Origin of the sequence: Natronorubrum halophilum (assembly GCF_003670115.1) — an archaeon.
Lineage (GTDB): Archaea > Halobacteriota > Halobacteria > Halobacteriales > Natrialbaceae > Natronorubrum > Natronorubrum halophilum.
On record NZ_QQTY01000005.1, the window covers coordinates 388,932 to 403,786 of the forward strand.

The 14,855-nt window shown below is 64.1% G+C and carries 14 protein-coding genes; 5 read left to right on the plus strand and 9 right to left on the minus strand.

All coding sequences use genetic code 11. The features are described 5' to 3' along the window. Positions 1–63 precede the first annotated feature (63 nt). On the plus strand, positions 64–1,128 hold the full coding sequence (locus tag DWB23_RS20790; protein ID WP_121744689.1) for a pyridoxal-phosphate-dependent aminotransferase family protein: 1,065 nt from the start codon (positions 64–66) through the stop codon (positions 1,126–1,128). A 127-nt stretch (positions 1,129–1,255) separates the two neighbouring features. Here the strand turns inward: DWB23_RS20790 and DWB23_RS20795 are convergent, their stop codons facing one another. After that, positions 1,256–1,921 (minus strand): HAD family hydrolase, encoded by a 666-nt coding sequence (locus tag DWB23_RS20795; protein ID WP_121744690.1) that lies wholly within the window; start codon positions 1,919–1,921, stop codon positions 1,256–1,258. A 160-nt stretch (positions 1,922–2,081) separates the two neighbouring features. On the opposite strand from DWB23_RS20795, the gene gvpA reads away from it, so the two are divergent. After that, positions 2,082–2,369, plus strand: a complete 288-nt coding sequence (gvpA, locus tag DWB23_RS20800) for a gas vesicle protein GvpA (RefSeq protein ID WP_121744691.1) — start codon at positions 2,082–2,084, stop codon at positions 2,367–2,369. A 159-nt stretch (positions 2,370–2,528) separates the two neighbouring features. Here the strand turns inward: gvpA and DWB23_RS20805 are convergent, their stop codons facing one another. Next, positions 2,529–3,068 (minus strand): CBS domain-containing protein, encoded by a 540-nt coding sequence (locus tag DWB23_RS20805; protein ID WP_121744692.1) that lies wholly within the window; start codon positions 3,066–3,068, stop codon positions 2,529–2,531. 100 nt (positions 3,069–3,168) lie between these two features. Continuing rightward, positions 3,169–3,525, minus strand: a complete 357-nt coding sequence (locus DWB23_RS20810; RefSeq protein WP_121744693.1) for a DUF555 domain-containing protein — start codon at positions 3,523–3,525, stop codon at positions 3,169–3,171. Positions 3,526–4,420: 895 nt separating this feature from the next. On the opposite strand from DWB23_RS20810, the gene DWB23_RS20815 reads away from it, so the two are divergent. Both DWB23_RS20815 and DWB23_RS20820 read left to right on the plus strand, forming a co-directional pair. Then, a complete protein-coding gene (locus DWB23_RS20815; protein WP_121744694.1) occupies positions 4,421–5,767 on the plus strand; it encodes an MmgE/PrpD family protein in 1,347 nt (448 codons plus the stop codon). A gap of 98 nt (positions 5,768–5,865) precedes the next feature. Then, the gene (locus DWB23_RS20820) at positions 5,866–6,696 is read left to right on the plus strand and encodes a phosphosulfolactate synthase (protein ID WP_121744695.1); all 831 of its coding nucleotides are present in this window, start codon (positions 5,866–5,868) and stop codon (positions 6,694–6,696) included. Between the two features lie 36 nt (positions 6,697–6,732). Here DWB23_RS20820 and DWB23_RS20825 read toward each other — a convergent pair whose 3' ends face one another. From DWB23_RS20825 to dnaJ, 6 genes are all read right to left on the minus strand, one after another. Then, positions 6,733–8,118 carry a uracil-xanthine permease family protein gene (locus tag DWB23_RS20825; RefSeq protein ID WP_121744696.1) on the minus strand — a complete coding sequence of 462 codons (1,386 nt, stop codon included), beginning with the start codon at positions 8,116–8,118 and terminating at the stop codon, positions 6,733–6,735. Between the two features lie 162 nt (positions 8,119–8,280). Next, positions 8,281–8,826 carry a hypoxanthine/guanine phosphoribosyltransferase gene (gene hpt, locus DWB23_RS20830; protein ID WP_121744697.1) on the minus strand — a complete coding sequence of 182 codons (546 nt, stop codon included), beginning with the start codon at positions 8,824–8,826 and terminating at the stop codon, positions 8,281–8,283. A gap of 49 nt (positions 8,827–8,875) precedes the next feature. Beyond that, on the minus strand, positions 8,876–10,219 hold the full coding sequence (locus DWB23_RS20835) for a sodium:calcium antiporter (RefSeq protein WP_121744785.1): 1,344 nt from the start codon (positions 10,217–10,219) through the stop codon (positions 8,876–8,878). 535 nt (positions 10,220–10,754) lie between these two features. After that, a complete protein-coding gene (locus tag DWB23_RS20840; protein ID WP_121744698.1) occupies positions 10,755–11,507 on the minus strand; it encodes a hypothetical protein in 753 nt (250 codons plus the stop codon). An 87-nt stretch (positions 11,508–11,594) separates the two neighbouring features. Continuing rightward, positions 11,595–12,194 carry a DJ-1/PfpI family protein gene (locus tag DWB23_RS20845; protein ID WP_121744699.1) on the minus strand — a complete coding sequence of 200 codons (600 nt, stop codon included), beginning with the start codon at positions 12,192–12,194 and terminating at the stop codon, positions 11,595–11,597. A 163-nt stretch (positions 12,195–12,357) separates the two neighbouring features. Further along, a complete protein-coding gene (gene dnaJ / locus DWB23_RS20850; protein WP_121744700.1) occupies positions 12,358–13,521 on the minus strand; it encodes a molecular chaperone DnaJ in 1,164 nt (387 codons plus the stop codon). A gap of 607 nt (positions 13,522–14,128) precedes the next feature. Between dnaJ and DWB23_RS20855 the strand changes: the two genes are divergently transcribed. Beyond that, positions 14,129–14,824 (plus strand): HAD family hydrolase, encoded by a 696-nt coding sequence (locus DWB23_RS20855; protein ID WP_121744701.1) that lies wholly within the window; start codon positions 14,129–14,131, stop codon positions 14,822–14,824. The last annotated feature ends 31 nt before the right edge of the window (positions 14,825–14,855 follow it).

Here is a 14,855-nt window from a genome sequence, read left to right on the forward strand (position 1 = left end):
GGAATCTGCGCCGCCGCCGTCGTAACCGCAACCGGCTAATGGGAGCGATTCGCATGCACTCTCATGAGGTTCACGCCAGGACCGACGACGGTTCCGCCGCCGGTCAAAGAGGCGATGGCCGAAACGCAACCGAACCCGGACATCGAACCCGCGTTCGCCGAACGCTACACCGAGGTCTGTGCAAAGCTCGCGGAGGTATACGGGACGGACGACGACGTCGTCGTACTCGGCGGCGAGGGAATCCTCGGTCTCGAGGCGGCGATCGCCTCGCTGGTCGCACCCGGCGACCGCGCGCTCTGTGTCTCCAACGGACTCTACGGCGACGGCTTCGCGGATTTCGTCGAGTCGTACGACGGGGATCCCGAACTCGTCTCCGCGCCGTACGACGAGGGGTACGACCTCGAAGCCGTCGAGACGGCGCTCGAGGAGGCGGCGGCCGCCGGCGAGCCGTTCGCGCTGGCGACGATGGTTCACTGCGAGACGCCCACCGGGACGCTCAACGATCTGGGACCCGTGCTGGATCTGCTCGACGATCACGGTGTGTTGAGCGTCGTGGACGCCGTCTCGTCGCTCGGGGGAACGCCGGTGCCGACCGATCGAATCGACGTCTGTCTCGGCGCGTCCCAGAAGTGTTTCAGCGCGCCGCCGGGACTGACGACCGCCGCGATCAGCGAGCGGGCCTGGACGGCGATGGAAGAGCGCGATCCGTCCTCGCTGTACACGAACTTCCTCCCGTGGCGGGACGTCTCCGACGGGTTCCCGTACACGCATCTCCCCGCGAACGTGGCCGCGCTCGACACGGCGCTCGATCGCCTGCTCGAGGAGGATCTCGAGACCGTCTTCGCGTGCCACGAGGAAGCCGCCGAGCGGTGCCGAGAGCGGGGATCCGAACTCGGACTCGACCCGTATCCCGACCCCGAACGGTGTTCGCCGACCGTGACGGCGTTTTCCCTCCCGGGCGACGCGAAGCGAGTGCAGCGGCGGGTCGCGGCGGAAGCGGACATCGTGTTGGCGACCGGACTCGGCGACCTGACCGACGACGTCCTTCGGCTCGGTCACATGGGATACAACGCGGACCTCGAGAAGGTGGATCGGGCGATGGACGCAGTGGCGGCCGTTCTGGAGTGAACGGCTCTCGCTCGGATGCGTTCAACGACGTCCGGATCGCGAGCGATAACACCCGCGAGGGGGGTCCCCCTCGAAAATCTCATCAGCGGTGCCGGTCGGTAACCGCTCCCGGCTGCCGTTCGCTACACTACTTGAGAATCCCCGGCAGTTGTGTGAGCGAGGTGCAGTGGTAGGTGGGGGTCGCCTCGGGAGCCTCGTCCTCGAGTTCCGAACTCCCGCTCGAGCGCGAGAGCAACACCGAGTCGATTCCGGCGTTGTGAGCCGCCCGCACGTCGACCGCCCGGTCGCCGACGTACAGTGCCGACCGGGCCTCGAGGAGGTCCATAGCGCGATCGATGTTCGTCGGATCGGGCTTGCGTCGGGCGAGTCCGTCCGGCGTCAGCGGGCAGCCGTGGACGGTCTCGAACAGCGACCGAAGGCCGAACCGATCGAGCACTCCCGTGACCACGGTCGGGTGGTTATCGCTCACGATCCCGAGCGGGTGCTCGAGCGATCGAACGGCCGTCACGTCGTCGTAGACCGAGCGAAGCCCGCGCTCGATCTCCGAGAGCTGGGTTCGGATCAGTTCGCGTGCAGCCTGCGTACAGAAGACGTCCGTCTCGATCTCGAGTCGGCGACAGCGGTCGGCGATCAACTCGAAATCGCCCTGCATCAGCTCCTGCAGCGTCTCCGCTGCCGGACCGGTTCGCTCGAGTTTTTCGTACGCTCGGCTGAGTGCATCACCCATCCGTCGCGAGGAGGGTGTCTCGACCACGACGCCATCGAAATCAAACAGGACCGCGTCGTACTGCATCGCCGGGATGGTATTTGCTCCGAGACAATAACTCTGTCTAGCTGGTTCAGCAGCGATGAAACGGTGACTCCGTCCCGGTTTCGACGGTTCAGCCGGAAGCTTGCCGACGCAGCCAGTGTGGTGAAGCGAACGCGCGACTCACCCTTCGACGGGGATCCCAATGGCATCACCACAACGGAGACCCGACTCCTCGAGTCTCGCAGAGGTGCTGGACCGCATCCTCGACAAGGGCGTCGTCATCGACGTCTGGGCGCGCGTCTCGGTCGTCGGGATCGAGTTGCTGACGATCGAAGCCCGCGTCGTCGTGGCGTCGGTCGACACCTTCCTGCACTACGCGGAGGAGATCGCGAAGATCGAACAAGCCACCGCGGAGGGCGACCTCGAAGATCTGGAGGACCTCGAAGTCGAGACGCGGCCGGAATCGTCGCCCCAATCGGCGGCCGAGTAATGCTCGGTTCCGTCGTGCAACCCTATTTACGCGGTGAGAATCTCAGGCCTCGAGCGCGGGCTCTTCTCGCCCGAGGAACGATCGAATCCGCGAGTCGACGGTGAGCGTTCGCTCGTGGAGGGCGTCATCGCGCGGCCGTTCGTGAACGTCGCCGGTGAATCAGGAAAACCGCGCGGCGATATCCGCTTCGGTGATGATCCCGACCGTTTCGCCGGCCTCGGTGATCATCACCGCCTTGTAGTGCTCGAGCAGGTTGCTGATCTCGTCTAACGTCGCGTCTTGCGAGACCGTCGGAAAGCTCTCGCTCATGTGTTCTTCGATGGGTTCGTCTCGAGCCTCCGAATCGAGGTGGACGAGGTCGCTCTGGCTGATCGAGCCCACGGGGATCCCGTCCTGAATGACCGCCAGTTGCGAGTAGGCCTCCTCCTCCATTTTTCGCGCCGCGGCTTTGACCGCGCTGTCGGGCGCGACGCTGACGACGGCCTCGTTCATCAGGTCGGAAGCGCGCACGACGTCGCTTTCGGCCTTCTCGAGTGCGTTGACGATTCGACGGAGCGTCGATAGTCGGGGATCGACGTCCCCGCCTTCGATCCGGGCGATCAACGGCTGGGAGACGTCGGCCGTGTCCGCGAGTTCGCTCTGGGTCAGCCCGAGTTCGGTTCGGCGCTGGCGCAGATCCGCGGGCGTCGGAAGTTCCATACGGGGTAATAACTGCGGGTTATCAAAATCCTTTGGGTCGGTCCTCGGGTCCGGTGCCGATCGCATCCGTTCAAAAGCGCCCGGTCCGTCGGAGCCGAACTCAGTCCTCGTCCTCGGGCGTTTCCATGATCTCGACGACGCTCAGCGGGACGTCCCGCAACGCGCCGCCGACCTCGCTCTTCGCGATTCTGGAGGCGTGTTCCTCGCCCTCGGCGTTGAAGACCTCCATCTCGAGACCGAGTCCGACGAGTGCGGTGTCGGCCGCGATAAAGGCGGAGTCGAAGGGTTCGCCGCAGGCCGGACAGCCCGTCGCACCGACCTCGACTTCGACGTAGTCCATGTTTTCGCTGTTGAGTCGTTTTCCGGCTTCGCTGACGGCGACGCCGATCGCGTCGTCGATCGCTTCGACGTCACGAACCAGCCACGCGGCTTCCATCGCGACGAGATAGTTTCCCATACGACGTGGTGGGTCCGAGGGGTTTCCTGCTTTGCGGTTCGTCGCCGGCACGTGCCGGCGACCGTCGACCCGCGCTCGAGGTGCGCACGGGAAGCGAAAGATTCCCATAAGTTACGAGAATTGCCCGCATCGATTGCCTCCGACATAGCCGTAGATGGTCGCGAGTACGCCTCGAGTTGTCCCCAACGAAACTGTATTTGAATCGCAAGACTGCGTCGACCCGGTGACGAAGTAGCACGCCGTGAAAACTGCAGCCATCAAGAAGACTTATATATGCCCTCGGTCTGAGCGACGATGAACGCCGATGATATCCCGAGCGTACCACGCGACGCTGTTTGCACTGTACCAGTTGTGCATTGTAATCGGTATCGCCGCAATGCCACTCGCAATCGCCGCCCGCCAAGCCGGATTCACCCTCCCGATCCACCGCATCCTCGAAAATCTCGAGGCCGCCTACGAGGCCCGTCACTCCCGGGAGTAATCACGGAAGTCGCCCCGATCGGACGCGCCCGGTCTCGAGTTCGGGCACGTCGTCGGGCGTATCGACGTCGTGGAAGTGCCCCGCCCTTTTCTTGGCCGAGAATTGAACGCGCCGCGGAGTCGCGTCGCCCGCGGCGATGACGGCCTGTCACTCCTCGGGGCGAACCATCGCCCCGTCGCGTGAGCGTTCTCGACGCCCGTCTCCACGTCGAGGTCCACCTCGACGGCGCTCGAGTCGGCCCGCGCGTTCTACGGTGTTACGGACTCGCGTCGCGAACCGGGGTACGACGAGGGGATCACGCCGGTCAGAGCGGAGCGAGCAAGCCGCAGGTCGCGTCGCATTCGAGTAGCCGTCGCCGGTTCCGTTGCACAGACCACGCCAAGACGTTTGCCGGTTCCGCTGGTGACTAGCCCCATGACGACGCTCGAACTCGCGGAATTCGTCCAGAAAACCGACTACGACGACCTCTCGTCGGAGACGCGCGACGCGCTAAAACGACGCGTTCTCGACTCGGTCGGCATCGCCATCGCCGCGGAGGTCGCCGACCCGACGCAGGTGGTGTATCGAACCGTGCGAGACCTCGAGGCGGAGGGAGAGTGTACGCTCTGGGGCCGAGACGCCGCCGCCTCGCCGGTACAGGCGGCGATGCACAACACGGCGCTGACGCGGTACCTCGATTACATGGATTCGTTCCTAGCACCGAACGAGACGCCACATCCGAGCGACAACCTGGGAGCCGTCGTCGCCGCCGGGGAGTACGACGACCGATCGGGAGCGGAACTGCTCTCCGGACTCGCGATCGCCTACGAGATCCAGGCCGAACTCGCGTGGAACGCTCCCGTTCGCGACCGCGGGTTCGATCACGTCACCCACACCGTCATCTCGGCGGCCGCCGGCGCGTCAAAACTGCTCGGACTCGACGCAGCGGAGACTCGAAACGCCATCGGTATCGCCGGGACCGCCCACAACGCCCTGCGAGTGACGCGAACCGGCGGGATCAACGAGTGGAAGGGGATCGCGTCAGCGAACGCGGCCCGCAACGCGGTCTACTCGGCGATGCTCGCGAAAAACGGGATGGACGGTCCGCGAAACCTCTTCGAGGGCCAGAAGGGGTGGCAGGAGGTGATCTCGGGCGAGTTCGACGTCGATCTGACGCCCGGCGAGCGCGTCCACGACACGATGACCAAACGTTACGTCGCGGAGACGTACGCCCAGTCGGCCGTCGAGGGGGTGATCGAACTCGCCGACCGCGAGACGCTGGATCCGGACGACATCGCGGGGATCAAACTCGAGACCTTCGGCGGCGCGAAACTCATCATCGGCGGCGGGGAGGGGAACCGGTACGAGGTCGAAAACAGGGCGCAAGCGGACCACTCGCTGCCGTACATGCTCGCGACGGCGCTGATCGACCGGGACCTCTCGCTCGAGCAGTACGAACCCGAGCGCATCCGGCGCGAGGACGTTCAGGAATTGCTCCGCGTCGTCGACGTGAGCGAGGATTCCGAACTCACCGAGCGCTTCGAAAACGGCGAGATGCCGGCCGTTATCGACGTGACGACGGACGACGGCACCACCTACCGGATCGAGAAGGACGCCTTCCGCGGTCACCCGCTCGATCCGATGGGGTGGGACGGTCTGGAGGCGAAGTTCGACGCGATCACCGAGGGGCACATCGCGGACGGTCGACGCGACGACATCGTCGAGACGATCAAAACCCTCGAGGATCACGACGTCTCGGAGCTGACGGCGCTGCTCGCCTGACCGGCTACCGGCCGCGTCGAAGCGGTCGCCCGGTTACCACGGCTACCTTTCTCAGGCAACGTGGTAGCGTTTTGACGATGGTCGTGGTGAACGGTCGTATGTCCGATCGCGCATTCGACTTCCTGCACGTCAACGACCGCGGCGAAAAGCCTCGAGAAAACGGTATCACCGAAATCCGCGGCCCGTACTACGACCCGATGGGGCCGCGAGAGCTTCGAGACATCCTCGAGACGATGGGCGAGTACGTCGACATCTACAAGTTCTCCGGCGGATCGTTCGCGCTGATGCCCGAAGACGTCGTCCGAGAGCTGATCGGAATCTGCCACGAACACGACGTGCTAGTCTCGACGGGCGGTTTCATCGAACACGTGCTGATTCGGGACTACGAGCAGGTGGACCGCTACGTCGAGGAAGCCGCCGATATCGGCTTCGACGTCGTCGAGGTCTCGAGCGGTTTTCTCGCGATCGACGTCGACGACATGGTCGCGCTCACGGAACTCGTCCAGGACCACGGGCTGAAGGCCAAACCGGAGATCAACGTCCAGTTCGGTGCCGGCGGTGCCTCGAGCGTCGAGGACCTCGAGTCCGAGACGGCGATCGATCCGACGAGCGCGATCGAGGAAGGGAAGCGCCACTTAGAGGCCGGCGCGTACAAAGTCATGGTCGAATCCGAGGGGATCACCGAGCAGGTACGCGACTGGCGAACCGACGTGGCGTTCAAGATCGCGGACGGTCTCGGCGTCGAAAACTGCGTCTTCGAAGCCGCGGACCCCGAGGTCTTCGAGTGGTACATCAAGCAGTTCGGTCCGAAGGTGAACCTGTTCGTCGACAACTCACAGATCGTCGAACTCGAGTGCATGCGCTCGGGACTGTGGGGCAAGAAGTCCTCGTGGGGACGGATCGCGAGCTACGAGCGCGACGAAGACTGACGAAGGGGCGAACGAGAACGGAAGCCGAGGCGAGTGCTAATCGTCGCTGGAGCCGGTCGTCGCGGCCTCGGGATCCACGACGGGGTCCGCCGGCGCGGCGTCGAACAGGGGGCTCTGCTCGCCGGGGACGAACGTGTTGAGCAACAGGGCGGACAGCGCGGTCAGGATGACGGGTTGGCCGAAGAACGTCTCTGCCGCAGTGGGAAGGCCCTGAAGGGCCTCGGGCGTCGTCGCGACGCCGAGTCCGAGACCGAGCGAGACGGCGACGATGACCATGTTCCGACGGCCGAGGGCGGTGTGCGTGACGATCAGTCGAACGCCGCTGGCGGCGACCATGCCGGCCATGAGCAAGACGGCACCGCCGAAGACGGCGCTGGGGATGGTGGTGACGGCGGCACCCACCCTCGGGCTCAGGCCGAGGATCGCGAGAATCACGCCACAGATTCCGACGACGTGGCGGCTCATCACGCCGGTGAAGTTGACGATACCGACGTTCTGGGAGAACGACGTGATCGGGAACGCGGCGAAGATGGCCCCGAACGAACTCAGGATGCCGTCGTTGAACAGGCCGCCGCGGAACTCCTCGTTCGTCGGGTTTCGCCCTTCGGCGGCCGTGACGCCGGACATGTCGCCGACGGTCTCCATCGCGGAGACGAGAAAGAGGAAGGCGAACGTGACGATCGCGATCGGCTCGAACTCGAAGCCGAACCGAGTGGGCGACGGGATGGCGACCCAGGCCGACTCGCCGATCGGCGAGAAGTCGACGAGGCCGATCACGACGGCGACGACGTAGCCGACGACGATCGCCGCGAGGATGCTCAACAGGCGCGCGACGCCTCGAGTGAACAGGTTGAGACCGACGGCGGTGGCCAGGACGAGCGCGGCCAGACCGATGTTGTGAACCGCGCCGTAGTCGTCCGCGCCGACCCCACCGGCGGCGTAGTCCATGCCGACGGGGATGAGATAGAGACCGATGATGACGACGACGAGCCCGGTGACGAGCGGCGGGAAGAACGGTTTGATGCGTTTGAACTGCCAGCCGATGAGTCCCTCGACCGCGAACCCGGTGACGAGAATAGCACCGAAGACGGCGGCCATCCCGTAGTCGATCCCGATCGATATCGACGCACCGACGAAGGTGAAACTCGAGCCCATCACGATCGGCAGTCGCGCGCCGACCGGGCCGACGGTGTACGCCTGTACGATGGTCGCCAGTCCCGAGAACAGGAGGACCATCTGTACGATGTACGCCGTGTCGGGACCGCTGAGTCCGACGTCGCCGGCGACGATGAACGCGACCGCCGTCGCCGGGACGATCATGACCGCCACGTGCTGTAAGCCGAGGAGAATCGACTTCGGCCACGGCGGTTTATCGTCGAGTTCGTATTCCAACTGAATGCCCCCGTTCGGTTCGTTCGACATACTATGGCAGCCATCTTGCGGATCACCCACCAAAAAGATTCGTATGTGCGCGCATATTACCCTTCTTCCAGAACTGAATTGTGCACGTTTGTGAACAAGAATGCGAAGCGCCAGCACACAGCAAGGGCTCTACGCAGTCGTCTGCTCCCGCTCGAGACCCGATTAGTGAACGGTGACTTCGCCGTCTTCGACGGTGATGTCGATGAGGCTCGTCGCCTCGAACGCCGTCTCGTCGAGTGCGGACGGTCCGACCTTCCGCATCACGACGACGATGTCGACGATATCGGCCCCGATGTCGTCCAGCGCGGTACAGATGGAGGCCAGCGTGCCGCCCGTCGAGAGCATGTCGTCGACGATGAGGACGCGGTCGCCGGATTCGACATCGTTGATGTACATCTCCGACTCCGAGTAGCCGGTCTGTTGGTGCAACGAGACCTCACCGTCGAGGCCGTACGGTCGCTTGCGGATCACGACCAGCGGAATGTCGGTCTGGAGCGAGAGCGCCGTCGCGAGGTGAATGCCCATCGCTTCGGGGGCGACGATCTTGTCCACGTCCAGATCGGCCGTCTGCATGACCTCGATGACGACCTCTCGCAAGAGGGCCGGATCGAGCATCGGGACGCCGTTGCTGATCGGATGGACGAGATATTCGTAGCCGTCTTTGTCGATAATCGGCGCATCGTCGAGCGACTCGAGGAGTTTCTCCATACTGCCGATTGGAGGAATCGGTGCAAAAACGGATCGTTCTCCGCGTCGCTCAATCGTCGGCGCGCTGTGGTCGCTCCCGTCCCGAGACGGCGCTGCTGACCGTCCCCGCGGTTCGCTCGAGGACGTAGCGGAACTCCGCTCGCCGGTGGATGAACAGCGCCAGTCCGAGGAGGATGTAGACGGCGCTGTACGCGAGAAGCATCTCGTAACTCGAAAACGGCACGGTCACGAGTTCGCGGATCATGGCGAACTCGAGGAGCACTTGCGAGAGAAAGAGCACCAGCAGTGCGATCGCTTCTCGGACCGTGATCTCGAAGTCGATCAGGATGGCGATGGCGAAGAACGACTGGGCCGCCGTGAGCCAGATTTCGGCCATCTGTTTCGCATCGAACGGCAGCGCGCCGTACCGCCCCAACGCGAGGGAGTAGACGAGGACGAGCGTACCGATGAGCAGGGTCCACTGATTGAGTTTTGACGAGATCAGGGCGTTGAAGCCCGCCGTCGATCGCGTCTTGTTGACCAGGTAGGCGACGACGATGAGTTCCGGCGACTCGGAGGCCAACGGCGCGATCCACTGGATCATGAAGAAGGCCGGGATCCCGGCTCCCGTCCCCAGTTCCTCGAGACCGTGGGCGAACGGTTCGACGGCGACGAAGATCACCAGCCCGGAGTAGACGAACAACAGGACGACGCTGGCGATCCGCAGCGGCCTGGCAAACGACTGGAGGTACGCCGGGACCCCGGTATGTATGTCGCTGTGTTCGACGTCGCCGCGGAGTACGATCGCGATGTAGACGACGTACAGTCCCACCAGAAACGCCATATCGAAGATGTCGATGCCGCCGTTAAACGGCACCAGAAACGCCCAGCCCGTCGCCAGCAGGAGGAAGACGATCTCGAGGCTGAGGTCGCGATCGACCGTGACGGCGTCCGTCCAGAATCCGCGACGATCCTCGACGGCGGGATCCGCGTCCGCCGCCCGGCGAAAGATGGTAAAGAGGGCGATGCCGGACCAGCCGAGGCCGATGAGGATCCGGTTGGCGCCGGTCATGTTGGCGACGGCGAGGTTGCCCGCCTCGATCCCGCGTTCGGTCCCCGCGAACTGTCCCGCGTTCCAGGCGTAGAGGGCGTCGACCGCGTACTCGGGGGCGACCGCCAGCACCGCGAGGACGGCGATCGCGAACGCTCGAGGGACGTCTTTCTCGGCGGTTTCGGCCGCCCACGCGAGCAGGAACGCGGCGCCGAGGATCGACACACCGCTGGCCGCGACCGTTCCGATCGTCGAGAGGGGGCCGAGCACCGATCCGCCGTACGCGGACGTCAGCCAGACGACCATCCACGGCACGGTCAGCGAGGCGGCCAACCCGATCGTTCCCAGTGATCGCCACCTCATAGAACCGCTCCGCGGTTCGCCGAACGTACTGGACCGTCGATTGGAATCGCGCCCGACATCGGACTCCGTCCGTATCGTTCGTCTCGCGTCGAGGGGCTCACTCGTCCGGACGTTCGAAGTGATTCGGAAGTGCCGGCTCTGAACGGCCCGCGGAGACTCCACCGACGGTGGGCGCAACTGCGCGAATCCACCAGTCGCTTCTCGTGCATAGATACACACAGCCAGACGAGTGAGTAAAACCTGCCGCCTGCTCATCCGCGCCGATGTCGCGTCCGAATATAGCGTTCGAAATCGCGGGCGGCACCGGTGTCGAACCTCGTCTCCTCGGGACAGGTGGTATCGGCCCGTGAGAGCGTAACCGCGAGCGAGAAGCGAAGACCTCCGGAAGCTCGAGGATCTCACCGGCGGGTCGGATCCGGAGTCGCTCCGGAAATAGTCAGTGAACGGATAGGGGCGGTCTTCGAAGGGATACCGTAACCGAGAGCCGCGACCGACCATCGACGGCGGGCGGGCGAGAAACGGTGTCCGTCGTGGCTTACGAACGGGAGACGCCGTCGGGATCGATGCGGTTCGATTCGGGCACCGCACCGGATTCGCTCGAGACGGCGTATTCGCCCCGCTCCGTTGCCGTCCCCTCCTCGTCGCCGCCGAGAACGATCACGCCCGCTGCGAGCAACGGCGCGAGAATCCCCGCGACGACGACGCGCGGATCCGCGAGGGAGTCGCGAACGACGACTCTGTCGCCGGCCTCGAGTCCGTACTCGTCGATCACCCCGGCCGCAGCCTCGAGCGCGGCGGCGTGGGTCACGGTTCGCTCACCGTCGGTCAGCATCGCCGTCGCGGGATCGACGTCCAGCGGCGGGAACGCGGGGTTTTCCGTCCAGACGCCGGCGTCGAAGTGGTGGATATCGGGCTCGTCGGGTTTCGCTCCGTAGCCGACGCGCTGGGCTCCGCGCGGGAGATCGTAGAGCCCGGACTCGAGGTCCGGAACCGGCGCGACGAGCGCCCGGAAATCGTCCTCGTCCGCGAGATCGGTCGGTGGCTCGAACCGCGTCGTTCCCTCGAGCAACGTGGTGCCGAAGAACGCGAGCACGGCGAGGGGTCCACCGCCGACGATTCCGACGGTGACGTCCTTGCGAACGCCGGAGTGTCGAAGGAAGTTGCCCGACTGCCAGGCCGTCGTACACAGCCAGTGGTGATCGAACTCCCGGCCCGTCGCATCGACCAGCGCCGTCCGGTCGTCCCGGCGTTCGCGCGTGAGTAACTCGTCGACTGTCGCGGCGGTCATACGCCCACTCGAGGGCCAGTCGAAAAAAGCGCGCCGACTCGAGTCGCTGATATTTCCACCGTCGATTCTCGAGCGCCCAGTCCGGTATCAGTCGTCCGCGGCCGCCGGAGCGGTGTCGGCGTGGTCGATATCGGTGCCGAGGCAGTCGAGGAATTCGGCCAACCACTCGGGGTGATCCGGCCACGCCTGTCCCGTCACGAGGGTGTCGTCGCGCGTTACCTCGTTCGTCCAGTCCCCGCCGGCACCGCGGACGTCGGCCTCGAGCGCCGGATAGCCGGTACAGGTGCGTCCCTCGAGGACGTCGGCCGCGGCGAGGATCTGGACGCCGTGGCAGAGCGACGCGACGGGCTTGTCCGCCTCGAAGAAGTGTTGGACGATTTCGATGACCTCGTCGTACGTTCGAAGGTACTCGGGCGCGCGGCCGCCCGGCACGACGAGCGCGTCGTAGTCGGCGGGATCGACGGCGTCGAAATCGTGATTCAATTCGAAGTTGTGCCCCGGCTTTTCCGTGTACGTCTGGTCACCCTCGAAGTCGTGGATGGCCGTCGGACAGGTGTCGCCGGCCTCCTTTTCGGGACAGACCGCGTGGACGTCGTAGCCGACCATCTGGAGCGCCTGAAACGGTACCATTACCTCGTAGTCCTCGACGAAATCGCCGGCGAGGAGCAGGATCTTGTGTGCTGTCATCGGAGTACCCACGTATCCATTCGACAACGCTCACCATAGTTCGTGTTGGGCGTTATCACGACACTCATACCAGCGGATACGAGTCCTCGAATCAGACGGCCGGATCACACACTCCGGGAAGCGCGCCAAAACTGCGACGACAACGAGCGAGGGACTGTCGCCGTTAGAACGCCCGCTTGATCTTCTCGAAGAAGCCTTCCTTGACCTCGATCTCGTCGCCGCCGGCCTCGGCGAACGCCTCGAGTGCATCCCGCTGTTCTTCGTTTAGACTCTCGGGAGTGACGATCTGAACCTGCACGTAGAGGTCGCCCTGGCCGCGGCCGCGGAGGCGAGGCATTCCCTTGTCCTCGAGGCGGAAGGTCTCGCCGCTCTGGGTTCCCCTGGGAACCTCGAGTTCGACGGACCCGTCGAGCGTCGGCACCTCGATGGTGTCCCCGAAGGTAGCCTGCGGGAACGAAATGGGGAGTCGGTACTGCAGGTCGTCGCCGTCGCGTTCGAACTCGTCGTGGTCGCGGACCGAAACGTCGATCAGCAGATCGCCGCGGCGGCTGCCTTCGGGACTGGGCGCACCCTCGCGTTCCATCCGGAGGGTCTGGCCGCCCTGGATCCCCGCCGGCACTTCAACGCTCAGCGACGCCTCGTTGCGGACGTAGCCCTCGCCGCGACACTCGCTGCAGGTCTCGGAGTAGAGCGTCCCGTCACCCTCACAGCGCCGGCACGTGGTCGTTTGTTGCACCCGACCCAGCGGCGTCTGCTGAACCTGGGTCACCTGCCCGCGACCCTGACACTCCGGACAGGTCTGGGCGTCCGCATCCGGCGGGTGCCCCGCGCCCTCGCAGGTGTCACACTCCTCGGGACGCTCGACGGTGAACTGCTTTTGCGCCCCCTCGTAGGCCTCCTCGAGGTCGATCTCGAGTTCGGTTCGCAGGTCGCGACCCTTCTGCGGACGACGCCGACCGCGGCCGCCACCGCCGCCGAAGACCTGCTCAAAAATGTCGCCGAGACCGCCGCCGCCCATTCCGCCGCCGCCCATACCACCGAACGGGCCGCCACCCATGCCGCCGCCGGCGCCGCCTTCGCTGGCGTCGAAGCCGTGCTTTTCGGCCTGTTCGTACCGGTCGTGCCCCATCCGGTCGTAGGCCTGACGCTTTTCCTCGTCGGTGAGGACCTGCTTCGCCTTCTGTATTCTCTTGAACTTCTCCTCGGCGTCAGGGTCGTCGCTGACGTCCGGATGGTACTCCGTCGCCTTCTCCCGATACGCCTGTTTGATATCCTCGGTCGACGCGTCGGAGCTCACACCGAGCGCGTCGTAGAAGTCCTCGCTCATTCGTTGTTCGACCGATACTCGGTTGAGACACTTGAAACGAACGTTCCACCCCGGACTGTTCCCGCCTCGGGTTCGCCTGCGGCGAACCACTCGGCGCAAAAACTTCGGTGAAAAATACCGGAAGTAGACGCTTCCGAACCCTCGTTCGCTTTGCTTACGAGGAGGCTGCTCGCTCACTTCGTTCGCGGGTGTACCGCTACGTCACAGTCAGAGCGGCAACTCGTCGTCAGCAGCTATAGTAGCCACTGAAAGTCACTGCACACCTGATCGCACGAGGGCAGCGCGGTTCGGAGCGAACGGAGTGAGTGAGAACCGCGGCTACGCGATGGCGTGTAAATCGTTTCAGTTGTTACTACAGTACCACGTGTTCATGTGGACTTCGAAACTCACGATACGTACAGAAGACACAGCCGACGGAGTGGAAATTGCTCCAACCGTTCTCGTCGGTGGGGAACGCGCCGAATACAGCAGTCGGTTTAGCAAACCACCAGCGGCTGTGGTGAGCGATCGGTCCTGGATCGACTGTCGATTCGTACGCGACAGTTTCCGTACACCGTGGTAGGTTACTTTTTTGAACAGTCGAGTACTCGAGATACGTACAGTACCGATGGAAACACCCGGCAACAAACGCGTTGAAGCGATCTCCTTCGATCTCGATAACACCCTCGTTCGATACGAACGCTCCCCCGGTGACGTGCTCCAAGCGACCTTCGACAAGCACGGATTCGAACCGATATTTTCTGTCGAGCAATACTATGCCCGATACGACGAGTTTGCGGAGACGTGCGATTCAATGAACGAGCTTCGTTCCGAATGCTTTGCATCACTCGCTTCTGAGAACGGGTACGAGAGCCAATTAGGGCGGGACATTGCGAAGGCGTTCAGTAACGAACGCGACCAATCGAACGTAGAACTGCTCCCGGCTGCCGACCGCATCTTAGAGACGCTCTCTCGAGAATACCGGTTGGCTATCGTTACTAACGGCGCACAGGACGCACAACAGCAGAAAATCAGCGCTGTAAACCTCGAGCGATGGATTGATACGGTCGTTATCGCGGGACACGATACCCCGCCGAAGCCGAGCCCGGAATCGTTTCGCCGCGTCACCCGATCCCTAAACGCCGCTCCAGCGACAACGGTTCACGTCGGCGATTCGCTCGAGACGGATATTGCGGGTGCAACTGCTGCCGGACTCGATTCGGTCTGGATCTCTGAAGACGCTCCGACGCGAGAATTCGACCCGACGTACCGAGTGGATTCCCTCGGCGATCTGTTCCCTTCCCCGTGGAGTAGGGAACCGTAAAAATAATCCTCGCATCGCTCGTCGTCGTCAC